The organism is Vibrio sp. CB1-14 (assembly GCF_040412085.2).
GTDB lineage: Bacteria > Pseudomonadota > Gammaproteobacteria > Enterobacterales > Vibrionaceae > Vibrio > Vibrio chaetopteri.
In genome coordinates this window covers 3,221,907-3,245,209 of sequence record NZ_CP115920.1, presented here as the reverse complement: position 1 = coordinate 3,245,209, position 23,303 = coordinate 3,221,907, and the positions used below count along the sequence as shown (strand labels likewise).

At 48.4% G+C, this 23,303-nt stretch carries 17 protein-coding genes, 8 tRNA genes and 1 pseudogene; 23 read left to right on the top strand and 3 right to left on the bottom strand.

Going from position 1 to position 23,303, the window contains the following annotated elements; genetic code table 11:
• Positions 1-21 precede the first annotated feature (21 nt).
• The gene (locus PG915_RS14710; RefSeq protein WP_353497190.1) at positions 22-822 is read left to right on the top strand and encodes a glycosyl hydrolase 2 galactose-binding domain-containing protein; all 801 of its coding nucleotides are present in this window, start codon (positions 22-24) and stop codon (positions 820-822) included.
• 80 nt (positions 823-902) lie between these two features.
• Here the strand turns inward: PG915_RS14710 and mutS are convergent, their stop codons facing one another.
• Positions 903-3,464: a DNA mismatch repair protein MutS gene (gene mutS / locus PG915_RS14705; protein WP_353497189.1), complete on the bottom strand. Its 2,562-nt coding sequence runs from the start codon at positions 3,462-3,464 to the stop codon at positions 903-905.
• A 142-nt stretch (positions 3,465-3,606) separates the two neighbouring features.
• On the opposite strand from mutS, the gene pncC reads away from it, so the two are divergent.
• The 22 genes and pseudogenes from pncC (at position 3,607) to luxS (ending at position 22,144) form a co-directional block, all read left to right on the top strand.
• Entirely contained in the window at positions 3,607-4,107 is a 501-nt protein-coding gene (gene pncC, locus PG915_RS14700; RefSeq protein ID WP_353497188.1) for a nicotinamide-nucleotide amidase, read from the top strand.
• 242 nt (positions 4,108-4,349) lie between these two features.
• Positions 4,350-5,387: a recombinase RecA gene (recA, locus tag PG915_RS14695; RefSeq protein WP_353497187.1), complete on the top strand. Its 1,038-nt coding sequence runs from the start codon at positions 4,350-4,352 to the stop codon at positions 5,385-5,387.
• Positions 5,388-5,465: 78 nt separating this feature from the next.
• Positions 5,466-5,930, top strand: coding sequence for a recombination regulator RecX (gene recX, locus PG915_RS14690; RefSeq protein WP_353497186.1), 465 nt, complete (start codon positions 5,466-5,468; stop codon positions 5,928-5,930).
• Between the two features lie 159 nt (positions 5,931-6,089).
• Positions 6,090-8,676 (top strand): annotated as a pseudogene (gene alaS, locus PG915_RS14685) (alanine--tRNA ligase).
• Positions 8,677-8,892: 216 nt separating this feature from the next.
• Complete coding sequence (locus tag PG915_RS14680) at positions 8,893-10,080, top strand: aspartate kinase (protein WP_353497185.1); 1,188 nt, start codon at positions 8,893-8,895, stop codon at positions 10,078-10,080.
• A gap of 92 nt (positions 10,081-10,172) precedes the next feature.
• The gene (gene csrA / locus PG915_RS14675; RefSeq protein ID WP_009847619.1) at positions 10,173-10,370 is read left to right on the top strand and encodes a carbon storage regulator CsrA; all 198 of its coding nucleotides are present in this window, start codon (positions 10,173-10,175) and stop codon (positions 10,368-10,370) included.
• 209 nt (positions 10,371-10,579) lie between these two features.
• Positions 10,580-10,672, top strand: a tRNA-Ser gene (locus PG915_RS14670).
• A gap of 45 nt (positions 10,673-10,717) precedes the next feature.
• Positions 10,718-10,794 (top strand) — tRNA-Arg (locus PG915_RS14665).
• Positions 10,795-10,821: 27 nt separating this feature from the next.
• A tRNA-Ser gene (locus PG915_RS14660) sits at positions 10,822-10,914 on the top strand.
• Between the two features lie 69 nt (positions 10,915-10,983).
• Positions 10,984-11,060: transfer RNA gene (locus PG915_RS14655), tRNA-Arg, on the top strand.
• Positions 11,061-11,161: 101 nt separating this feature from the next.
• Positions 11,162-11,238, top strand: a tRNA-Arg gene (locus PG915_RS14650).
• Positions 11,239-11,319: 81 nt separating this feature from the next.
• A tRNA-Arg gene (locus PG915_RS14645) sits at positions 11,320-11,396 on the top strand.
• A 67-nt stretch (positions 11,397-11,463) separates the two neighbouring features.
• Positions 11,464-11,540, top strand: a tRNA-Arg gene (locus PG915_RS14640).
• 68 nt (positions 11,541-11,608) lie between these two features.
• Positions 11,609-11,685 (top strand) — tRNA-Arg (locus PG915_RS14635).
• 412 nt (positions 11,686-12,097) lie between these two features.
• A complete protein-coding gene (locus PG915_RS14630) occupies positions 12,098-12,355 on the top strand; it encodes an oxaloacetate decarboxylase subunit gamma (protein WP_353497184.1) in 258 nt (85 codons plus the stop codon).
• A gap of 34 nt (positions 12,356-12,389) precedes the next feature.
• The gene (gene oadA, locus PG915_RS14625) at positions 12,390-14,177 is read left to right on the top strand and encodes a sodium-extruding oxaloacetate decarboxylase subunit alpha (protein WP_353497183.1); all 1,788 of its coding nucleotides are present in this window, start codon (positions 12,390-12,392) and stop codon (positions 14,175-14,177) included.
• Between the two features lie 9 nt (positions 14,178-14,186).
• Positions 14,187-15,317 carry a sodium ion-translocating decarboxylase subunit beta gene (locus PG915_RS14620; protein WP_112460260.1) on the top strand — a complete coding sequence of 377 codons (1,131 nt, stop codon included), beginning with the start codon at positions 14,187-14,189 and terminating at the stop codon, positions 15,315-15,317.
• A 199-nt stretch (positions 15,318-15,516) separates the two neighbouring features.
• On the top strand, positions 15,517-16,467 hold the full coding sequence (locus PG915_RS14615; RefSeq protein ID WP_353497182.1) for an NADP-dependent oxidoreductase: 951 nt from the start codon (positions 15,517-15,519) through the stop codon (positions 16,465-16,467).
• Positions 16,461-16,916: a YqaA family protein gene (locus tag PG915_RS14610; protein ID WP_353497181.1), complete on the top strand. Its 456-nt coding sequence runs from the start codon at positions 16,461-16,463 to the stop codon at positions 16,914-16,916. Before PG915_RS14615 ends, PG915_RS14610 begins: the two co-directional genes overlap by 7 nt.
• Positions 16,917-16,941: 25 nt before the next feature.
• The gene (locus PG915_RS14605) at positions 16,942-19,800 is read left to right on the top strand and encodes a M16 family metallopeptidase (RefSeq protein WP_353497180.1); all 2,859 of its coding nucleotides are present in this window, start codon (positions 16,942-16,944) and stop codon (positions 19,798-19,800) included.
• A 104-nt stretch (positions 19,801-19,904) separates the two neighbouring features.
• Complete coding sequence (gene gshA, locus PG915_RS14600) at positions 19,905-21,494, top strand: glutamate--cysteine ligase (protein ID WP_353497179.1); 1,590 nt, start codon at positions 19,905-19,907, stop codon at positions 21,492-21,494.
• A 131-nt stretch (positions 21,495-21,625) separates the two neighbouring features.
• Complete coding sequence (gene luxS, locus PG915_RS14595) at positions 21,626-22,144, top strand: S-ribosylhomocysteine lyase (protein WP_353497178.1); 519 nt, start codon at positions 21,626-21,628, stop codon at positions 22,142-22,144.
• Positions 22,145-22,230: 86 nt separating this feature from the next.
• Here luxS and ruvX read toward each other — a convergent pair whose 3' ends face one another.
• Both ruvX and PG915_RS14585 read right to left on the bottom strand, forming a co-directional pair.
• Entirely contained in the window at positions 22,231-22,656 is a 426-nt protein-coding gene (ruvX, locus tag PG915_RS14590; protein WP_112478579.1) for a Holliday junction resolvase RuvX, read from the bottom strand.
• Positions 22,657-22,715: 59 nt separating this feature from the next.
• Positions 22,716-23,285: a YqgE/AlgH family protein gene (locus PG915_RS14585; RefSeq protein ID WP_353497177.1), complete on the bottom strand. Its 570-nt coding sequence runs from the start codon at positions 23,283-23,285 to the stop codon at positions 22,716-22,718.
• Between the last annotated feature and the right edge of the window lie 18 nt (positions 23,286-23,303).

Below are 23,303 nucleotides of genomic sequence, written 5' to 3'. Positions count from 1 at the left end.
TGATCTAGGTCAATATAATCAATGAAGATGAATCTCGCCGGTCTTTGGCAACTCTCCCCCCTTACCGATCTCTCCATCCCTCAAGATGATCTGACGTTACCTGGTGCACTGAGCCAAGTACTCCCTGAAAGCTTATCGGAGCAAGCGATTCGTGACCAAGAGTGGCACTTAATGCACGACTTTGAACTCACAGATGCTGAGTTGGCGAACCCAGCGGTAGATCTGGTCATTGGTGGTGTTGATTACTATGCAGAAGTGCGAATAAACGGACGTGCAGTCATTGATTGTGATGGCAGCGAGACGAGTTATCGCAAAGAGATCCGAGCCCATCTTCAACAAGGCCCAAATCGAGTCGAGATCCTATTTCTTGAGTATGATGAAGATGACCTGCTAATGGAGATGGACAGCGCACCAACATGTTCACTTGTCCAAGAAAAGCCCCGCGGCGAAGATCGCATGGGCGTTTGGCAAATACCTTATTTGCAGTTCATACCTCACGTACGTCTTGAGCATGTGGCTATGGAGCAGATCTGGCACCACGGTGGCGGCTGTGAATTCAAAGTCGACTTATATTATCAAACGTTTCGTGCAGGCCTTGTCTCGGCATCGGTTAAGTTTGATGGTATGACCTACTTTTTGCCGATAGACGTTCGCGCTAATCAGGCATCCGCGCTGTTTCAGATAGAAGCACCTAAATACGCAGACCCAGAACACCCGAATAAAGAGGATCTCTACAACCTAGCCGTAGAACTCGATGGCCAACGACAAGAGTTCGACGTAGCACTCAGCGAACAACTCTGTGTCACTCATGTAGCTCTCTAATAACTAGGCGATGCGCAGCGAGGCTTCGTTCCTCCCCTTTATAAGGGGAGGCTAGGAGGGGTAAGCTTTTGACTTAAAAACTAAAGCAACTGCTTCAACCGATACAACTCTTCCAACGCCTGACGCGGCGTTAAATCATCCGGATTAATCTGCGCCAACGCTTCTTCCACTTCACTAGGTTCAGGGATCAAACTCAGCTGATTGGCAATATCCACCTGCTGCGATTCTGCACGCGAGGGATTCTGACCAATCTGCTCAAGTTGTGTCAGCTTCTGGCGCGCGTTTTTAATCACCGCCTTTGGCACGCCCGCAAGACCCGCAACCGCAAGGCCGTAAGATTTGCTAGCAGCGCCTTCTTGTACCGCATGCATAAAGGCAATCGAGTCACCATGCTCAACCGCATCCAAATGGACATTAGCAAGGTTCGGTAACTGATTTGGCATTTCTGTTAGCTCAAAATAGTGCGTTGCAAATAGAGTCATCGCGCCAACTTTGGTTGCCAGCCACTCAGCACTTGCCCAAGCGAGCGACAGGCCATCGTAGGTACTGGTGCCGCGACCAATCTCATCCATGAGCACTAAGCTATTTTGAGTAGCATTGTGCAAAATATTGGCGGTTTCTGTCATCTCAACCATGAAGGTCGAGCGGCCAGAGGCAAGATCATCAGAGGCGCCAATACGAGTAAAGATACGATCCAATGAACCGATTTCAGCCGATTCCGCAGGCACATAGCAGCCGATGTGTGCCATTAGCGCGATGAGTGCGGTTTGGCGCATATAGGTTGATTTACCACCCATGTTTGGACCGGTAACGATCAGCATCTTACGCTCTGGGTTGAGCGCTATTGGATTGGCAATAAACGGTTCATCCATTACTTGCTCGACCACTGGGTGACGACCTGACTGAATCTGAATGCCCGCTTTTTCGGTTAAGGTTGGTCGGCAATAATCTAGACTTTCTGCTCGCTCAGCTAAGTTTTGCAGTACATCGAGCTGCGACAAAGCGGACGCTAGGTTTTGGAGCTGTTCTAGACTTGGCAATAGCAAATCAAACAGCTCTTCCCAGAGTTTCTTCTCTATGGCGAGCGCTTTTGATTTTGAGTTCAATACCTTATCTTCGTGCTCTTTAAGCTCTGGGATAATGTAGCGCTCGGCATTTTTCAACGTTTGACGACGAACGTAGTGCGGCGGCACAAGGTGGCTTTGACCACGGCTTACTTGGATATAAAAACCGTGGACATTGTTGAAGCCTACCTTAAGGGTGTCGATGCCGTGACGGTCACGCTCATCGTGTTCAAGCTTGTCTAGGTATGCGGTTGCGCCGTTGGCAAGATCGCGCCACTCGTCTAGCTCTGCATTGTAACCATCGGCAATCACGCCCCCGTCACGAATCACAACAGGTGGGTTGTCTTTGATGGCGCGCTCAAGCAGATCGGCCATTGCGTCCATTGGCGCAGAGAATTCAGCGAGCTGCTTGAGGTATGGGTGAACGACGGTCTCTAGGCTCAGCGCCAATTCAGGCAATTGCTGCAGTGCGCTGCGAAGACGTGCCATGTCACGCGGTCTTGCGGAGCGCAGTGCCAGTCTCGCTAAGATGCGTTCAATATCGCCGATCTGTTTGAGCGTTGGCGCTAGCTCTGCGTAAAGGGCGTCTTGCTTTATCTCGGAGATCGCATCTAGGCGGTAGTTCAGCGTTTTTTGGCAGCGCATTGGCTGGTGGATCCAGCGCTTAAGCATACGACTACCCATGGCCGTTGCAGTATGATCTAGCACTTCAGCGAGCGTATTGTCATGACCGCCAGAGAGGTTTTGCGTGAGCTCTAGATTGCGTCTTGTTGCGGCGTCTAGGATCACGGATTGATCTTGGCTGTCTAACGTCAGCGATCGAATGTGAGGCAGAGCGGTTCTTTGGGTGTCTTTGACGTACTGGATCAAACAGCCAGCAGCACAAAGCCCAAGTTCACACTGCTCTACACCAAAGCCGACAAGATCTTTGGTGCCAAATTGTTGGTTCAGCTGCTGTCTTGCGGTATCGATTTCAAATTCCCATACCGGGCGGCGGCGGTTGCCATTGCGATTGGCCATAATGTCCACCGGTTTAAAGTCTTCCGGGAACAAAAGCTCTTTTGGCGCCGTGCGTTGCAGTTCGGCCAGCATCGCTTCTTCACTACGAGGTTCACAAAGTTGAAAACGACCAGAGGTAATGTCTAGAGTGGCATAGCCAAATTTACCGTTTTGGTGATAGATTGCGGCAATCAGGTTATCGAGTCGTTCTGATAGTAGAGCTTCGTCAGAGACGGTACCCGGTGTCACGATACGAACAACTCGTCTCTCTACCGGCCCTTTGCTGGTCGCTGGATCGCCTACCTGTTCGCAAATCGCGACCGATTCACCAAGCTGCACCAGTTTGGCAAGATAACCTTCGACAGCATGAAAAGGGACACCCGCCATTGGAATGGGTTCACCCGCGGAGGCACCACGTTTGGTTAGCGAGATATCAAGCAGTTGCGATGCGCGCTTGGCGTCATCGTAAAACAGCTCGTAAAAGTCGCCCATTCGATAAAACAGCAAAATATCTGGGTTTTCGGCTTTTAGCTTCAGATACTGCTGCATCATTGGTGTGTGTTTTTGTTCCGCTTTCACTGTCACTTCTTTGCTACTGGTTTTCGTTGCCGCCTAGGATACGTCAAAGCAGCGAGGGCGAAAAGGGCAGAGTCTTCAATGATGCTCGTTAACATGATGCCACATCACAGTTAGCCTCAGTTTGAGGCGAGGAGTAGGGGAAATGCAAAACCTAACTGAGTTAAGTACACAATTGGGTCAGCTATTACAACAAGGCGACCAGATACTCGTTACAGCCGAGTCATGCACAGGCGGTGGCGTTGCCACTGCTATCACGGATATTGCGGGTAGCTCGACTTGGTTTGATCGTGCGTTTATTACCTACAGTAACGATGCCAAAATGGAAATGCTTGGTGTGCGTTCAAAAACGCTCGGTCAATTTGGCGCGGTCAGTGAGGCCGTGGTTGTGGAAATGGCGCTAGGCGCACTGCGTCACTCGAATGGCACACTGAGTGTAGCCATTAGTGGAATCGCGGGCCCTGGAGGGGGCAGCGAAGATAAACCTGTGGGCACTGTTTGTTTTGCTTGGGCATCGTCATTAGGTTGGCAAAAAGTAGAGACGTGTTTGTTTGCCGGCGATCGCTCTGAGGTTCGCACGAAAGCGGTTTGCCATGCCTTAACAACCTTGCTTGAGCATATGACCGACGAAGAGCCATTTAGCTAGTCACACCAAGTGTTTATATTAATCTTGGTTTTTTGCTAAACGTATGGAATTTAAAAGACTCTTTTGGAACTCACATCAAGGTCACAAAAAAATCTTCATACAGGTATGGACACTGTATGAATCAACAGTATAATGAAACACATCTTGCAGCGTATTGAACACGCTGCTCACCTGATTAAAACAGCTCAAGCATGTAAGTTGCCTAAAGCGTATATCCGTAAAGGATAGTTGTGGAGAAAGTAATGGACGAGAATAAACAGAAGGCGTTAGCCGCTGCATTAGGTCAGATTGAAAAGCAATTTGGTAAAGGCTCAATTATGCGCCTTGGTGATAACCGTACCATGGACGTTGAAACCATTTCAACCGGCTCACTTTCTCTTGATATCGCGCTGGGCGCTGGTGGTCTGCCAATGGGTCGTATCGTTGAGATCTACGGCCCAGAGTCATCAGGTAAAACAACGCTTACTCTTGAGTGTATTGCAGCTGCTCAAAAAGCAGGTAAAACCTGTGCGTTTATCGATGCTGAGCACGCGCTAGACCCTGTTTATGCGAAGAAGCTAGGTGTTGATATCGACGCGCTACTTGTGTCTCAGCCAGATACAGGTGAACAAGCACTTGAAATCTGTGACGCACTGGCACGTTCTGGCGCGATTGACGTAATGGTTATCGACTCGGTTGCAGCACTGACACCAAAAGCGGAAATCGAAGGTGAGATGGGCGATAGCCACATGGGGCTGCAAGCTCGTATGCTTTCTCAAGCGATGCGTAAGCTTACAGGTAACCTAAAGCAGTCTAACTGTATGTGTATCTTCATTAACCAAATTCGTATGAAGATTGGTGTTATGTTCGGTAACCCAGAAACGACTACGGGTGGTAACGCACTTAAATTCTACGCGTCTGTTCGTCTTGATATCCGCCGTACTGGCTCTATCAAAGAAGGCGACGAAGTGGTGGGTAACGAAACTCGCATTAAAGTGGTTAAGAACAAGATCGCAGCGCCATTTAAGCAAGCGGAAACGCAAATTCTATACGGTCAAGGCTTCAACCGTTACGGCGAACTGGTTGACCTAGGCGTTAAGCACAAGTTGGTTGAGAAAGCGGGCGCTTGGTACAGCTACAATGGCGACAAGATTGGCCAAGGTAAAGCAAACGCGTGTAAGTTCCTTCGTGAGAACCCAGAAGCGGCGCAAGCGATTGATAGCAAGCTGCGTGAACTGCTTTTAACACCTGCACTTCCTGAAGAAGCGGAAACTGGTGAAGCGCCGGCAGAAGAGCTATAAATCTTCATCTGAATTAAACAAAGCCCTGCACTGCGGGGCTTTGTTGTATCTGTTTTCCCTACCAAACCACTAGTCTATATGTATCAACGAAAGCCACCGACGCTGTCAGCTAACGAGACCGCTATTCAATTGCTTAGTCGTCGTGATCATGGTGAGTATGAGCTGTATCAAAAGCTTAGCTTCAAAGGTTATGAAGAGTCAGAGGTCGAGGCTGCGATTGAATTGTGTAAGTCTTATCGTTACCTCGATGATCTGCGCTTTGCGAAAAGCCAAGTGCGTCAACATATCTATAAAGGTCATGGCGAGCGCCGTATTCGTCAGGAGCTGAATCAAAAACGTGTCGCAGAGTCTGTGGTCAATGAGGCCATGATGGAAGAACAAGTCGATTGGTTTGAGCTGGCTAAAACCACGGCCGAGAAAAAGTTCCGTCACGGAAAGGCGAGCGATCCTAAAGAGTACGCCAAGCAAGTGCGATTTTTACAGTACAGAGGCTTCTCTTTTGAGCAGATAAACTACGCGCTGGACTCACTAGAAACTGAATAAATGCCATGCGGGAGTGCCTGCAACTGCTTGTCCTCACTTGAATAAAGTGTCATTTCCTTACCTTTAATGCCTTTTTTACCAGAAGACTAGGCGAATCCTTACTCATGGGGTTACAATATGTCCCCAAAATCTAACTCGAATTATTTCAGGAAGAGCTGCATGTACATGAGCACAGACGAGGTTCGCAACGCGTTCCTTAAGTTCTTTGAGAGCAAAGGGCACCAAATCGTAGACAGTTCATCGTTGGTTCCACACGATGACCCAACTCTGCTTTTCACTAACGCCGGTATGAACCAGTTTAAAGACTGTTTCCTTGGCCTAGAGAAGCGTAACTACACTCGTGCCACTACGGCCCAGCGTTGTGTTCGCGCTGGTGGTAAGCACAACGACCTTGAGAACGTTGGCTTCACTGCTCGTCACCACACTTTCTTTGAGATGCTGGGTAACTTCAGCTTTGGTGATTACTTCAAAGAAGATGCCATCAGCTTTGCTTGGGAATTCCTAACTGAGACGCTAAAACTGCCTAAAGATCGCCTGCTGGTTACGGTTTATGAAACTGACGACGAAGCATTCGAGATTTGGAACAAGCAAGTTGGTGTTCCTGCAGACCGTATTATTCGCATTGGCGACAAAAAAAGGCGGTAAGCCATACGAGTCAGACAACTTCTGGCAGATGGGTGACACTGGCCCTTGTGGTCCATGTACAGAAATTTTCTACGATCACGGTGAGCATATTTGGGGCGGTCGTCCTGGTACGCCGGAAGAAGACGGTGACCGTTTCATCGAGATCTGGAACAACGTATTTATGCAGTTCAACCGTCACGCCGACGGTACTATGGAACCGCTACCAAAACCATCGGTAGATACGGGTATGGGTATCGAGCGTATCTCTGCAATCATGCAGGGCGTTCACTCAAACTACGAAATCGATGTGTTCCAAACGCTAATCAAAGCAGCAGCAGAAGTGATCGGCTACGAAGACCTTTCTAACCAATCACTGCGCGTGATTGCCGACCACATTCGTTCGTGTTCATTCCTAATCGTTGACGGCGTAATGCCATCAAACGAAGGCCGTGGCTACGTGCTTCGTCGTATTATCCGTCGTGCAGTTCGTCACGGTAACAAGCTTGGCGCACAAGGTGCCTTCTTCTACAAACTGGTTGGCACCCTAGCATCAGTAATGGGTACGGCAGGTGAGGAGCTTAAGAAGCAACAAGCAGTTGTGGAAAAAATACTGCGTATCGAAGAAGAGAACTTCGGTCGTACTCTTGAACGTGGTATGACAATCTTGACGGAAGCGCTTGATAATCTTGGTGACGAGAAAGTGCTAGACGGCGAAACCGTATTCAAACTTTATGATACCTACGGCTTCCCAGCTGACCTGACCAACGATGTAGCTCGTGAACGTGAGTTTGCTATCGACGAAGAAGGGTTTGAGAAGGCGATGGAAGCTCAGCGTCAACGTGCGCGTGAAGCTGGCCAATTTGGCACAGACTACAACGCTGCGATCAAAGTTGATACCGACACTGAGTTCTGTGGCTACACAGGCACCGAAGGCAACAGCACAGTGGCGGCAATGTTTGTTGAAGGCAATGAAGTGGAAGCACTGTCTGCTGGCGACAAAGCGATTGTTGTTCTTGAACAGACGCCGTTCTACGCAGAGTCTGGTGGTCAATGTGGTGATGCTGGCGTACTGAAAACATCAGCGGGTCTATTTAAAGTAGAAGACACTCAAAAGCTAGGTAACGCGATTGCACACCACGGTGAGCTGGTTGAAGGCGTACTTGCTAAGGGCGATGAAGTAGCCGCGACTGTAGATGCAGAGCGCCGCGCAGCTATCTCGCTAAACCACTCAGCAACGCACTTGTTACACGCAGCACTGCGTCAGGTTCTGGGCGAGCACGTGACACAGAAAGGCTCACTAGTGAAGCCTGACAATCTACGTTTTGACTTCTCTCACCTTGAAGCGATGACCAAAGCGGAAATCAAACAAGTTGAGCGCCTGGTAAACGCACAGATCCGTACTAACCACGTGATCGAAACCAACGTTATGGACATTGAGTCTGCGAAAGCAAAAGGCGCGATGGCTCTGTTTGGTGAAAAGTACGACGATGAAGTTCGCGTTCTGTCTATGGGCGAGTTCTCAACGGAGCTTTGTGGTGGTATCCACGCAAGCAACACTGGTGATATTGGTCTATTCAAGATCACTTCTGAAGGTGGCATCGCTGCGGGTATCCGTCGTATTGAAGCGGTAACAGGTGAAGTAGCTCTGGATGCGCTAGAAGCGACAGCGGCACAGTACGAAGCAAAACTTGGCGATGCGGCAAGCAAAGCGAAATCTCTAGAAAAGGAGATTGCTCAGCTTAAAGATAAGCTAGCAGCGGTAGAAAGTGCCAACATCATGGGTAAAGTCGAAGAGATCGGCGGTACTAAAGTACTGGTTGCTGCACTTGAAGGTGCGGATAGCAAAAACCTACGTACTATGATGGACAACGCTAAAAACCAAATGGGCAGCGGTATTGCGTTCATTGCAAACGTTGCTGATGGCAAGATTGGTTTGATTGCAGGTGTGACCAAAGACCTAACTGGCAAAGTGAAAGCGGGTGATCTTGTTAAGATGGTGGCTGAGCAAGTAGGCGGTAAAGGCGGCGGTCGCCCTGATATGGCGCAAGCTGGCGGCACCGATGTCGATGCACTGCCAGAAGCACTGCAGTCTATTCGTGGTTGGTTAGAAGAACGTCTATAACGCTCTGAACCAACAATGAAAATGCCCAATCAATGTAAGTTGATTGGGCATTGTTGCTTTAGGTCACTACTTATTCAGTGTATCAATTGCATACTATAAAGCGGCACATAAATTTAATAGGCGAGGTAAATAGCGTCGCCTATCTATAAGGAGCGACCTTGATGGTCGCAGTTTCAAAATCTGACAACTCACGTTGTCTTGGGAAGGTGAAGACTGGTGAAAAGACCACTAATCGTACAAAAGTTCGGTGGAACTTCTGTTGGCTCTGTTGAACGTATTGGTAACGTTGCAGAGCAAGTAATTCGTGCAAAACAAACAGGCAAACAGGTCGTTGTCGTTGTCTCTGCAATGTCAGGGGAAACCAATCGTTTGGTGGATCTGGCGAAACAGGTCGATAGCGTACCGAACGCGCGCGAACTCGATGTGCTTCTAGCGGCCGGAGAGCAAGTCTCAATGGCATTGCTTTCTATGGCTTTAAACAAGCTAGGGCATGCCGCAGTATCGCTGACTGGAGCACAAGCGCAAATTACTACCAATAGTCGCCACAACAATGCCACGATTAGTCACGTCGACACCTCTGTTATTGACCAGTATCTAGACCAAGACAAAGTCGTCATAGTTGCCGGCTTCCAGGGCGTTAATGAATCTGGCGATATCACCACGCTTGGACGCGGTGGCTCTGACACCACCGCAGTAACCTTAGCTGGTGTGCTCAATGCCGAAGAATGCCAGATTTATACTGATGTAGATGGTGTTTACAGCTGTGACCCACGGGTCGTCACCAATGCGGTAAAGTGGCCAGAAATTGATTTTCCTACTATGCACGAAATGGCGCGCAAAGGAGCGAAAGTATTGCACCTCCCTTGCGTGAGTTACGCTTGGCAACATCAGGTGCCGCTGCGTGTGTTATCAAGCTTTGAGTCAGGACAGGGCACTTTGGTGGTCGGCGAACAAGCGAAAGCCCAGGTTCAAGGTGTTGCATTGAGAAAGCAGATGCGCCTGCTCAAAATTGCTAAGTCTCATGTCGATGTGGTCGACAAACAGAAAGAAATGCTCGGTGTGGATGAAGCCGAATGGCTGCACGATGAGCACTTTAGTCAGCTTTTGCTCAAGTCAGATTGTTCCGACAAGCTTAAATTGGTGATTGAAAATAAACTCGTTGCGGAACAAGACGTCGCGTTAATTACTATGATTGGCGTCGAGGCCATAGCGCAAGCGTCACAATATCAACAACTTCTCAACCATTCAGACATATCTGTTCTACACTTTTGTGAGGATAAACACTCAATTACATTGGTAATAGAGCCTGAAGCTATCGACAAAGCGGCAGTCGTACTGCATGATAACACCATTATCACCAGTGGCACCGTAGTGGAAGACGTGAAACAGGTACATTTGGGGTAAATACTTTTCATAAGAGAGTTTACGAAAATATAACTTTTGTTGGATAATAAGTTTCGTAGCAAGATAATTAGAGACTACTCAAGGAGCTAAGAATGCTGATTTTGACTCGCCGTGTTGGTGAAACGTTGATGATTGGTGATGAAGTCACTGTTACTGTATTGGGTGTAAAAGGCAACCAAGTTCGCATCGGTGTGAATGCTCCGAAAGAAGTATCCGTGCATCGTGAAGAGATCTACATGCGCATTCAAGCGGAAAAGGGAAATGGTAACGTTGCACCTGGCAACTACTAATTCTAACCGAAAGGGCTGGCATATTGCTGGCCTTTTTGTTGCGTGAAATTCGCCATTAACTAGTGGCACAAAGGTGAATTTTGCTTAGGAAAGCTACGATTAAATGGTGGTTTGGTTAAATTGCCAACGCTTAGTCTGTTTTTTCCTATTTTTGCCAAGAAAATGTTTGACTTATTTTTGGTAAATCGTAATATGTGCCTCCGCAAGACGGTGAGGTGGCCGAGAGGCTGAAGGCGCTCCCCTGCTAAGGGAGTATACGGTTTATAGCCGTATCGAGGGTTCGAATCCCTCCCTCACCGCCATTCTTGCACTGTGTTGTATGACACTGTTCTTATTGAACATATTGCGCGCTCGTAGCTCAGCTGGATAGAGTACCTGGCTACGAACCAGGCGGTCGAAGGTTCGAATCCTTCCGAGCGCGCCATTTCTCTCTTCGGAAAGAAATACATGCGGTGAGGTGGCCGAGAGGCTGAAGGCGCTCCCCTGCTAAGGGAGTATACGGTTTATAGCCGTATCGAGGGTTCGAATCCCTCCCTCACCGCCATTTATTGACTGTTTAAGTCAATTTTTTTGTTCAAAAAGAAAATAAATGTGATATGCTTCACATCCTTGCGCGCTCGTAGCTCAGCTGGATAGAGTACCTGGCTACGAACCAGGCGGTCGAAGGTTCGAATCCTTCCGAGCGCGCCATTCTCTTTTTTGTAGAGAGTGCCCTTTGGGAGAGGAAGTTCTCTTATAGAGAACAAGGGTAATGCCCTGTAACGTCAAATGACAATGCGAAAACTTATTGCGCGCTCGTAGCTCAGCTGGATAGAGTACCTGGCTACGAACCAGGCGGTCGAAGGTTCGAATCCTTCCGAGCGCGCCATTCTCTCTTTTAGAGCTTTATCTCTTGGAGAAAAACGGGGAAGCCCAAGCATCGTTAACTGACAACACGAAAATTTGTTGCGCGCTCGTAGCTCAGCTGGATAGAGTACCTGGCTACGAACCAGGCGGTCGAAGGTTCGAATCCTTCCGAGCGCGCCATTCATTCTACTTTGTAGAGAAAAGGGCAATGCCCTGCAGCGTCATATGACAATGCGAAAACTGTTGCGCGCTCGTAGCTCAGCTGGATAGAGTACCTGGCTACGAACCAGGCGGTCGAAGGTTCGAATCCTTCCGAGCGCGCCATTTTCTTTCTTTATAGAGACTTAGGGTAATGCCCTGCAGCGTCACCTGACAATGCGAAAACTTGTTGCGCGCTCGTAGCTCAGCTGGATAGAGTACCTGGCTACGAACCAGGCGGTCGAAGGTTCGAATCCTTCCGAGCGCGCCATTCTTAAAAAAAACCTCGCTTCGGCGGGGTTTTTTATTAACAAAAATTTATCATATCAATAACCTTATTATTACAACGTAATGTTTTTAAACGAAAAATTGCGGTAATTTTAAGCGTGTCCCAGTTTTTCAACTTTAGTTTGTTTATGTTGAAACCTTAGGTCAGGTCATAGTATGAAGTTCTACATAACTTGAAATGCACCGCAAATTGTCGTGCACATCATAGTTTTTCATTTGAATGACGTTTTAATGACGGTGTTAGATTAAACAAAATTGACAAAATTTCACCAATCGAGATAATCCTAGACCTCTTGCAATGGATCGATGCAAGACCATTGCCAGTCAATCAGTGTGCAGTGACGCCACAGACAATGATTGAGTAACTTGTCAGGATGACAAAGAAAGGACGCAACATGACTAATATTGGAAGCCTGCTAGGAGATGCAGCCACCCTAATGCTTACGGGTATGGTTGTCGTATTCGTTTTCCTAACAATCCTCGTTTATCTCGTTCGGTTAATGTCGAAACTGGTACCACAAGAAGTACCAGAGCCGATCGCAGTTCCTACTCAAAATACATTACAACAATCCCCCTCAAATGGCGTTAGTCCGAATGTGGTTGCAGCAATTTCTGCTGCTGTTCATCAATACCGCACGTCGGCTGCTAAATAGATTGAGTTAAAAGTTTAAAAAGGAGTTTATGAGCATGTCTAAACCACTCGCTATCACGGACGTGGTACTTCGTGACGCCCACCAGTCTCTGTTTGCAACGCGTATGCGTATCGAAGATATGTTGCCGATCGCAGCTGAGCTCGACAAAATTGGCTACTGGTCTTTGGAAACGTGGGGGGGAGCAACCTTTGACGCGTGTATTCGTTTTCTGGGTGAAGATCCTTGGGAGCGCTTGCGTGAGCTGAAAAAAGCCATGCCGAACACGCCAATGCAAATGCTGCTCCGTGGCCAAAATCTATTGGGCTACCGTCATTACGCAGATGATGTGGTCGAGAAATTTGTTGAGCGTGCTCATGCTAACGGCATGGATGTGTTCCGTATCTTTGATGCGATGAACGACGTTCGTAACTTCGAAAAAGCGGTGAAAGCTGCGGTTGATGTGGGCGCGCATGCGCAGGGTACGCTGTCGTACACCACAAGCCCAGTTCACAACATCGACACTTGGGTAGACCTTGCTAAACGCCTAGAAGATTTAGGCTGTCACTCGCTATGTATTAAAGATATGTCTGGCCTACTTAAGCCATACGAAGCGGAAGAGCTTATCTCACGCATTAAAGCGTCGTGTGAAGTGCCGTTAGCGCTGCACTGCCATGCCACAACGGGTCTCTCTACCGCGACGGCTGTAAAAGCTGTTGAAGCCGGTATAGATATTCTAGATACCGCAATCTCTTCAATGAGCCAAACTTACGGTCACACGCCAACGGAAACTGTGGTAGCAATGCTGCAAGGTACTGAGCGTGATACCAACCTGAAACTTGAGCAAATAGAGCCGATTGCGGCTTATTTCCGTGAAGTTCGCAAGAAGTATGCGAAATGGGAAGGTCAGCTTAAGGGCGTTGATTCACGCATCCTGATTGCTCAGGTACCAGGCGGCATGCTTACCAATATGGAAGGCCAGCTTAAAGAGCAAGGCGCGGCAGATCGCATTGATGAAGTTCTAGAAGAGATCCCACGCGTACGTGAAGATCTGGGCTTCATCCCTCTCGTCACACCTACCTCTCAGATCGTTGGTACTCAAGCGGTGATCAACGTGCTTACTGGTGAGCGCTACAAGAGTATTACCAAAGAAACAGCGGGCGTACTCAAAGGCGAATACGGCAAAGCACCTGCAGAAGTGAATGCTGAGCTACAAGCTAAGGTACTGGATGGCGGTGAAGCAATCACTTGTCGCCCAGCAGATCTTTTGGAAGCTGAGCTACACACACTCACCGATGACCTGCTACAAAAAGCAAAAGTGGATGGCATTTCTCTGGCTGAAGACACTGTGGACGACGTTCTTACTTACGCACTTTTCCCACAAGTTGGTCTTAAATTCCTGAAAAATCGTCATAACCCAGATGCATTTGAACCAGCACCAGGCAAAGAAGAAGCGAAACCTGCTGCGCCAGCGGCGACCCCTGCGACATCAGCTCAAGGTATCGAAGCCTACAGCGTGAAAGTCGATGGTCAGGTTTATGATGTTGAAGTTGGCCCTAAAGGCGAGCTAACGTCTGTAACGCCCGCTCAAGCTCCGGCAGCAGCGGCAGTTCCTGCACCTGCAGCAACCAATGTTGAAGCGGTAGCAGCGCCACTTGCAGGAAACATCTTCAAAGTGAACGTTGCTTCTGGTGCGCAGGTTCAAGAGGGTGACGTGCTACTTATCCTAGAAGCAATGAAGATGGAAACCGAAGTTCGCGCAGCGCAAAGTGGCGTGGTTCAAGATGTACACGTGAAAGAAGGTGACGCAGTTGTTGTTGGCGCGCCTCTCGTTAGCTTAGCGTAAGGGAGTACCATGGAAGGATTGATGACCTTATGGTCAGAAACAGGGATCGCTAACTTTGAATTCGGCCAGATCTGCATGATCATGGTCGGATGCACCTTGCTGTTCTTAGCGATCCGCAAGGGTTTTGAACCTTTGCTGCTTTTGCCTATCGGCTTTGGTGCGATCCTAGCGAACATTCCAAATGCTGGCTTTACTGAGCCAGGTGGTTTGCTTTACTACGTCTACTACATTGGTATTGAGTCAGGGGTATTCCCTCTGCTTATCTTTATGGGTGTAGGGGCAATGACGGACTTTGGCGCCTTAATTGCCAACCCGAAAACCTTATGGCTAGGAGCAGCGGCGCAGTTTGGTATCTTTGCGACCTTATTTGGTGCAATTTTGCTGAACTATGTACCGGGCATGGAGTTCTCCATGCAGGACGCGGCGTCTATCGCTATCATCGGCGGTGCTGATGGTCCAACAGCTATCTTCTTAGCAAGTCGTCTCTCTCCTGATTTGCTGGGTGCAATTGCCGTTGCGGCCTACAGCTACATGGCATTGGTGCCGATCATTCAGCCACCGATCATGAAAGCGTTAACGACGCCAGAAGAGCGTACTATCAAGATGGCTCAGCTTCGTCATGTCAGCAAAGGGGAAAAAGTTCTGTTCCCACTTGCTGTGCTTCTGATGACGATTTTGTTCTTACCATCAGCCACACCGCTTGTCGGTATGTTCTGTTTGGGCAACTTGATGCGTGAAGCAGGCGTAGTCGATCGCCTTTCAAAAACGGCTCAAAATGAGCTTATCAACATCGTCACTATTTTCTTAGGTCTCGGTGTTGGTTCGAAGCTTCAAGCTGAAGAGTTCTTGAACTTCGAAACGCTAGGTATCTTGGCACTCGGCGCTGTAGCATTCAGTATTGGTACTGGTGCAGGCGTTATGATGGCGAAGCTCCTCAATAAGTTCTCAAAAGAAGACATTAACCCACTTATTGGCGCAGCAGGGGTTTCTGCAGTGCCGATGGCGGCGCGTGTTGTGAACAAGGTTGGTCTTCAAGCGAATCCACAAAACTTCCTACTGATGCATGCAATGGGACCAAACGTTGCTGGCGTTCTGGGCTCTGCGGTCGCAGCAGGTATCTTGTTAGCGCTCGTTGGCTAATTCATTGGCGATAAGCTGTTATTAAAAAGGGAAGCGTAAGCTTCCCTTTTTGCTGCGTTGTTTATGTTAAAGGTGAACATAGTCGCTAGCTAAAGTGATTGAATTTGTTACATACTTGCTACTGAACGATGAAAAGATAATCTAGACTCATGGATGGAAATCGTTACTATGAAGTCTTAGTCAGTAAGAGGAAGCTGCAATGAAGTGTAAACAGGTCGTGATTCCAGAGTTTGGTGCTGCAGAGGTTTTATCGTTTCAGGAAATCGAAATCCCACAGCCACAGGCCGGAGAGGTGTTGGTGAAAGTGGCGTATTCGGGGATCAATCCGATTGATGTGAAAACTCGTGCTGGACTTGGCTGGGCAGCCGCCGAGAACAAAGACAATCTTCCTTGGGTTCCTGGCTATGATATCGCAGGCACGGTTGAAGGATTAGGTGAAGGCGCGGAGAAGTTTGAGGTCGGCGAAGAGATCGTAGGCTTTATCGGTTTCCCAGTGCGTGGTGGCGGTTACAGCCAGTATGTGTGTATCCCTGAATCGGAGCTTACTCTCATTCCAAATTCTGTCGCCCTTGAAGCGGCTGCAGCGTTGCCTTTAGCCGGACAAACCGCGGCACAAGCTATCAATAAAGCTCAAGTTCAAGAGGGTGACCGAGTGTTGATTCTAGCCGGCGCTGGCGGTGTAGGGCATATCGCAGTGCAGATTGCAGTTGCAGCAAAAGCGGAAGTGTATACCACCTGTAGCGAACGTAATTTAGATTACTTGGCTACGCTGGGCGCGCACGCGATTAACTATGAGTTCGCTCCTGCTTCAGAGCGTTTGAGCGATGTGGATGTACTGATCGATCTGGTTGGCGGCGATACTGCGCTAGATGCACTTAAGTGTCTGAAAGACAATGCTCGTGTTGTCACTATTCCTACTATCACTGCGGAACTGGTATGCGAAAAAGCCAAACTGCTTGGTTTTGAAGCCAGCGGGATGCTGGTATCGCCAGACGCTAAGCAGATGGAAACATTACTCTATATGGTGGGTGTTGGATTGCTGAAGACAGAGATCCAGCATGTTTACCCTTATCAACAAGTGGTCGAGGCTCATCAGCAAGTCGAAACCAGCCGTACACGCGGTAAAGTACTTCTTAATATGCAATGCTAGAAACATTCTCTCAATATCTCGCGGAGTCTTGGTTTGCCGACTCCGCTCTCGCCGTTCTTTTTATTTCAGGATTTTTAAGTGCCACGCTTTTACCTGGTGGGTCGGAAGCAGGTTTAGTTGCGACACTGAGTTTGCAACAGTACTCGCCCGTATGGATCATTGTGGTCGCCACGGTAGGTAATACGCTAGGCGGCTTGACCAACTACTGGATAGGAATTTGGCTGCCGAATCGAACTCAAAACGAGAAGCACGGTCATAAAGCCATAGCTTGGCTGCAAAAGTATGGTTACTGGAGCTTATTGTTCAGTTGGTTACCCGTGATTGGCGACCCGCTCTGTTTAGCGGCAGGTTGGCTAAGAATGAAATTTCTTCCTTGCGTTATTTTGATAGCCATAGGCAAGGCGCTGCGCTATATCGCGCTGACAGCCATCTTCTATGGACTATTTTAGTTTTCTCGATCTTTAAGGAGCTCTTATGAGAAAGATCTGGCTCGGCTTGCTGTCGGTCGTTTTTGTTTACGGTTGCAGTAACAGCGACGTTTCGACTCAAACAGCAAGCGCACTTCCTCCCGGTATTACCCTTGTTGAGGAAATGAAAGCCGATCCCGATAGGGTGATGATCCCGTACTCTAAGTACCAGTTGGATAATGGTCTAACGGTGATCTTAGCACCCGATGATTCAGATCCCTTGGTGCACGTAGACGTGACCTATCATGTTGGCTCGGCGCGTGAAGAAATTGGTAAGTCCGGTTTCGCTCACTTCTTTGAACATATGATGTTCCAAGGCTCTGAGCATGTTGGCGACCAGCAGCACTTTAAGATCATTACGGAAGCGGGCGGTACCCTTAATGGCACCACGACCCGAGATCGAACCAACTACTTTGAAACGGTCCCGTCGAACCAGCTAGAGAAAATGCTGTGGCTTGAAGCCGATCGCATGGGCTTCTTACTGGGTGCGGTCTCCCAGCGTAAATTCGAAATTCAGCGTGATACGGTAAAAAACGAGCGTGCACAGAACTTTGATAATCGCCCTTATGGCTTAATCTGGGAGCGCATGGGGGAAGCCATGTTCCCAGAGGGTCACCCGTACTCTTGGCAGCCTATCGGTTACGTGGAGGATCTTGACCGTGTTAACGTCAACGATTTGAAAGCCTTCTTTTTACGCTGGTATGGGCCAAACAATGCGGTATTGACCATTGGTGGCGACATCGATAAAGCGCAAACCTTAGAGTGGATCCATAAATACTTTGGCACCATCCCTGAGGTGCCAAGTGTTGAGAAAGCACCTAAGCAGCCTGCAGTATTGCCAGAAGATCGCTATATCACCCTAGAAGATCGCATTCGTCAGCCAATGGTGGTGATCGGTTGGCCAACGACAAGCTATCGCGGTGCGCACGACCAAGTTGTGCTCGATGCCATGGCCGACGCCATTGGTGGCGGTACCAATGGTTTGTTGTATCAAAAGCTGATTAAAACCCAAAAGGCACTTGATGCAGGCGCATTCAGTGATTGTAACGAGCTCGCTTGTAACTTCTATGTTTATGCGATGGGGGCTTCCACCGATAAAGATGGACTAAAGTCGCTTTACAATGACTTACTCGCCACCTTGGATGATTTTGAAAAGCAAGGCATCAGTGAAGAGCGTTTACAGCAAATCAACGGCCTTTCTGAAGCCGGTGCTGTGTATGCGTTAGAAAGTGTCAAAGGTAAGGTCACTCAACTGGCCGCGAATGAAACCTTCTATGGCAAGCCTGATCGCATAGAGCAAACACTAGAGCGAATTCGCGCGGTCACTCCAGAGGCGGTGAGCGCGGCTTATCAAACGTTTATCGAAGACAAACATAAGGTCACACTCAGCGTGGTGCCGAAAGGGCGCACTGATATCGCAGTGCAACCTGCAACATTCGTAACGCCAGCGCGCACGCTACCTGAGTATAACGAAGTGACTGAAGCGGATCTTGATTTCCGTCGTCCAGTAGACAGCTTTGATCGTAGTGTTATGCCGAAAGTGGCCGAGGCCGTTAGCGCGAAAATTCCAGAGCTGTACGAAGTGTACTTTGATAATGGCAGTGAACTGCTAGGTACTGAAACGTCTGAAACGCCAACGGTGGAGATCCATTTCCAACTACCAGCAGGCAGTCGTTATGTGCCAAAAGGGAAAGAGGGACTCGCGGGGCTGACCGCTTCTATGATGGAAGAGGGCACCAAAACCCGTACAGTTGAGCAACTACAAGCTGAGCTTGATCGTTTAGGCAGTCAGATTGGGTTTAGCGAAGGGGCATATACCACGCGTGTTTCTGTGTCTGCTCTGGAGCGAAATCTGCCGCAAACACTGACGCTTCTCGAAGACATGCTGTTTAACCCTGCGATGAAGCAAGAAGACTTCGACCGCCTCAAAGCACAAACGCTTGAAGGCTTGGTTTATCAGCACCAAAAACCGAGTTGGATGGCCTCGCAAGCAACCCGTGATGTGCTTTATGGCGACAGCGTATTTGGCCGCTCTTCAGACGGCAGTAATGCCTCTATTTCATCCATCACTTTGGATGACGTCAAAGCGTTCTATCGCGAGCACTACACACCGCAAGGGGCACAAATTGTCGTGGTGGGGGATATCTCCAAGAAGCAAATTACCGAGCAGCTAGCGTTTTGGTCGCTATGGCAAGGGGAAGCAGCGCCGCTGATTGATCCAGAGGTCATCCCTTCTTTGGCGGGCCAGAAAATCTACCTGGTGGATAAACCCTCTGCGCCGCAAAGTATCGTTCGTATGGTACGTCAAGGTTTGCCGTTTGACGCCACGGGTGAGCTCTACCTAAGTCGCCTCGCTAACTTTAACTTGGCTGGCAACTTTAATAGCCGTATTAACCAGAACCTAAGGGAAGATAAAGGCTATACCTATGGTGCAAGTGGCTATTTTGCAAGTAATCGAGAGGTGGGTGCAATTGTGTTTAGCGCTCAGGTGCGCGCTGATGCGACGCTAGCCTCACTTGAAGAAATGATCGCAGAGCTGAAAAACTACAGCGAGAACGGTATGACGGATGAGGAGCTGGCATTTATGCGTCTAGCCGTTGGGCAGCAAGATGCATTGACGTATGAAACACCAAGTCAAAAAGCCAGCCTGCTTTCGTCGATTTTAACCTATAGTTTGGATAAGGATTACCTGAAGCAGCGCAATGATATTGTTGCCACCGTTGATAAATCGACGCTGAATGCGCTGGCGACGAAGTGGTTTGACCCTAGCCAATACCAATTGATAGTGGTTGGCGATGCTAAGCGTTTGAAGCCACAGTTAGAGAAACTGAATATTCCAATTACAGAGCTTGAAATCTCTCAGTAACATGACCATATAGTGGGAATAGGTGATTTAGCGAACACCTTACTTAGTGTTCGCTAATGTATCCGTTTTTCAATTGGAATAACAAACTATAAGCGAATCGCATTGTGACTAAATTTGCTCAGCGACTGGATCAAGTTGCTAAACATCAGGCCGTGTTCAAAGAGTTCGGACGCGGAGTGGAGCGGGAATCGCTGCGTTACACCGACGATGGTCGATTGGCGACAACGCCTCACCCTAAGTCGTTAGGCTCAGCCTTCACCAATGAATACATCACCACGGACTTCTCTGAGTCTCTGCTGGAATTCATAACGCCAGTATCACGTGATGTCGACACGCTGATTAATCAGTTATCCGATATTCATCACTTCACACAAACCAAACTGGGTAACGAGAAGCTATGGCCGTTGTCGATGCCTTGCTATGTTGGCTCAGAAGACGACATTGCTCTAGCGCAGTATGGTACGTCCAATTCGGGACGTATGAAGACGCTATACCGTCAAGGTCTTAAGCATCGTTACGGCAGCTTGATGCAGATTATCTCTGGTGTGCACTTTAACTTCTCATTCCCTGAATCGTTCTGGGATGCGTTGTTCGGTGAACAAGACAAGAAAACGCGTCAAGATGCGAAGTCGGAAGCTTATTTTGGTTTGATTCGAAACTATTACCGCTTCGGTTGGTTGATCCCGTATTTCTTCGGTGCATCTCCTGCTATCTGCTCATCATTCTTACAAGGTAAAGAGACTAAACTGCCATTTGAAAAAGTGGGTGGCACCTTGTATTTACCAAAAGCCACCTCGTTGAGATTGAGCGATCTTGGTTACACCAATAGCGCACAAAGTGCCTTAAAGATTGGTTTTAACAGCCTTGACCAGTATCTGGAAGGGCTGAATCAAGCGATTCATACCCCATCGCAAGACTTTGCCAAGATTGGCGTCAAAGTCGATGGTGAGTACCGTCAGCTGAACGATTATGTGCTGCAGATCGAAAACGAACTGTATGCGCCAATTAGACCGAAACGTGTAGCGAAAAGTGGTGAAAAACCGTCAGAGGCACTGTCTCGTGGTGGGGTTGAATACATAGAAGTTCGCTCGTTGGATGTGAATCCATATAGTCCAATTGGCATTACCGCTGAGCAAATTCGCTTCCTTGATCTATTCCTAACCTGGTGTGCACTTAAAGATTCCGAGCCAATGGATGATTGTGAACTCGCATGCTGGCGCGAAAACTGGAACAAAGTAATCGTCGAAGGCCGTGAGGTTGGTCTGCAGCTACAAATTGGTTGTGATGGTGAAGTGCTTGATAGCCAGTCTTGGGTCAAGCGTGTCTTTACCGATCTTCGTGATATCGCGAAGCATATGGATGCAGCACACGGTGGCAGCGAGTACAGCGCGGTGTGTGACAGGCTTGAGGTATGGAATGAAAACCCTGAGTTGTCTATTTCTGGTCAGCTACTGGCGAAAACTAAAGAACTAGGTGGACTAGGTAAAGTGGGCTGCGAATTGGGTAAAGAGTACCGTCAGAAGAACCTTTCTCACGAGTACAAAACGTATACGACTCAAGTGATGGAAGATGAGGTAACGCGTTCGGTTTCTGCTCAGTTGAGTATTGAATCGGCGGATAGCGTCAACTTCGATGACTTCTTGTCTGATTACTTTGCTTATTTATCACCGGAGCAAGCCCAGGTCGCTAACTAAGCTTGTCTACTGAGGTTGCGCAGCGCTGCTGCGCCACTTACAATCACGCTAAAGACACAGTTCTTAAAAGACACAGTTCTCACGGTCTTAATCCAAGGCTGGAGCCGTGAGTAAACCAAGGAGAAAATATCATGCCACTACTGGATAGCTTTACGGTAGACCACACTAAAATGCACGCTCCAGCGGTACGCGTTGCGAAAACAATGCAAACCCCTAAAGGCGATACAATTACTGTTTTCGACCTGCGTTTCACGGCTCCAAACAAGGACATCTTGTCTGAGCGTGGTATTCACACCCTAGAGCACCTATATGCTGGCTTCATGCGTGCGCACCTAAATGGTGAGCAGGTTGAGATCATCGATATCTCTCCAATGGGTTGTCGCACGGGCTTTTACATGAGCTTGATTGGTACGCCATCAGAGCAGCAAGTTGCTGATGCTTGGCTAAATGCAATGCAAGACGTACTGAAAGTTGAGAGCCAGAACAAGATCCCTGAGCTTAATGAGTATCAGTGTGGTACTGCGGCGATGCACTCACTAGATGAAGCGAAAGCGATCGCTAAAAACATCATTGAAGCGGGCATTCAAGTGAATAAGAATGATGAACTTGCTTTGCCTGAGTCTATGTTGCAAGAGCTGAAAGTAGACTAATTGAATTATGTCGCTTTGAGTAGAAAGGCGGCTGGCGAAAATTAAAAAGGATGGCATTTGCCATCCTTTTCTGTTTTAAATCAGATTTAAGCCCACTGCGCTTCAAACCAGCTCTCTAGGATCACAACTGCTGATTGGCAATCGACATTGCCTTTTGACAATGCCTTGTAACCCCCCATCTCAAACAATTCTGAGCGAGCCTCGGCTGTAGACAGCCTTTCATCGTGCATTTCAACTTGGTAACCGAAACGGCCATGAACGCGGTTAGCAAACTTTTTAGCGCGTGCAGTAATGTCTTCAAGCGCTTTGCCGCGCACATCTGTTGGCAAGCCAACAACGATGAGATCGGGTTGCCACTCTTTGAGTGTTGCTTCGATGTCATCCCAGTTGGGGATACCGTCTTTGGCCTTGAAAGCCTTTAGTGGGCTTGCTGTGCCGGTGACCTCTTGGCCGATAGCACTACCAATACTTTTGGTTCCGAAGTCGAAAGCAACGATGGTTCTGGATGTCATAAGTTCTCTGTTTGTGAAGGCACTATTCTTGTAAAGACGAGGGCTATGCGCAATGCAGTCTATGCGTGACCGACATCCGCTGAAAGCTGAGCGATATCAAACCCTAACATACCCACCGCACTACTCCAACGCTCTTCCACTGGAGTGTCAAAGATAACGCTTGGATCCGCCTCTATGGTGAGCCAAGAGTTTTCAGCCAGCTCTGTCTCCAGCTGTCCTGCACTCCAGCCAGAATAACCGAGGGCGACGATATAGTTTTCAGGTTGAGCATCGGTACCTAGTACCGCCAAAATGTCTTTGGATGTAGTGACTGATACCCGGTCGGTGATCTGAATGCTCGATTGATACTGATCTTTAGGATTATGTAGGATAAACCCACGGTCCTCGGACACGGGGCCGCCGTTCAGTACTGGCTCGTCGAGGCTCTTGCTGTGGGTGGTTTGTGAAGCGATAGGGAGTTCAACTTGTATTTGCTTAAGCATGTTTGCGACAGTCACATCAATTGGGGTGCTGATCATGATGCCCATCGCGCCCTCATCGTTGTGCTCGCACACATAAATCACGCTGCGCTGAAAGTAGGGATCTTTCATCCCTGGCATGGCAACGAGAAAGTGATTAGCTAAGTTCATACCCGTTTCTCCCTATCT

Bases quoted from the DNA above. Each gene is read 5' to 3' on its own strand.
- PG915_RS14710 (WP_353497190.1), top strand. From the start codon at position 22: ATGAAGATGAATCTCGCCGGTCTTTGGCAACTCTCCCCCCTTACCGAT.
- pncC (WP_353497188.1), top strand. From the start codon at position 3,607: ATGCAAAACCTAACTGAGTTAAGTACACAATTGGGTCAGCTATTACAA.
- recA (WP_353497187.1), top strand. From the start codon at position 4,350: ATGGACGAGAATAAACAGAAGGCGTTAGCCGCTGCATTAGGTCAGATT.
- recX (WP_353497186.1), top strand. From the start codon at position 5,466: ATGTATCAACGAAAGCCACCGACGCTGTCAGCTAACGAGACCGCTATT.
- csrA (WP_009847619.1), top strand. From the start codon at position 10,173: ATGCTGATTTTGACTCGCCGTGTTGGTGAAACGTTGATGATTGGTGAT.
- PG915_RS14630 (WP_353497184.1), top strand. From the start codon at position 12,098: ATGACTAATATTGGAAGCCTGCTAGGAGATGCAGCCACCCTAATGCTT.
- oadA (WP_353497183.1), top strand. From the start codon at position 12,390: ATGTCTAAACCACTCGCTATCACGGACGTGGTACTTCGTGACGCCCAC.
- PG915_RS14620 (WP_112460260.1), top strand. From the start codon at position 14,187: ATGGAAGGATTGATGACCTTATGGTCAGAAACAGGGATCGCTAACTTT.
- PG915_RS14615 (WP_353497182.1), top strand. From the start codon at position 15,517: ATGAAGTGTAAACAGGTCGTGATTCCAGAGTTTGGTGCTGCAGAGGTT.
- PG915_RS14610 (WP_353497181.1), top strand. From the start codon at position 16,461: ATGCTAGAAACATTCTCTCAATATCTCGCGGAGTCTTGGTTTGCCGAC.
- PG915_RS14605 (WP_353497180.1), top strand. From the start codon at position 16,942: ATGAGAAAGATCTGGCTCGGCTTGCTGTCGGTCGTTTTTGTTTACGGT.
- luxS (WP_353497178.1), top strand. From the start codon at position 21,626: ATGCCACTACTGGATAGCTTTACGGTAGACCACACTAAAATGCACGCT.
- ruvX (WP_112478579.1), bottom strand. From the start codon at position 22,656: ATGACATCCAGAACCATCGTTGCTTTCGACTTCGGAACCAAAAGTATT.
- PG915_RS14585 (WP_353497177.1), bottom strand. From the start codon at position 23,285: ATGAACTTAGCTAATCACTTTCTCGTTGCCATGCCAGGGATGAAAGAT.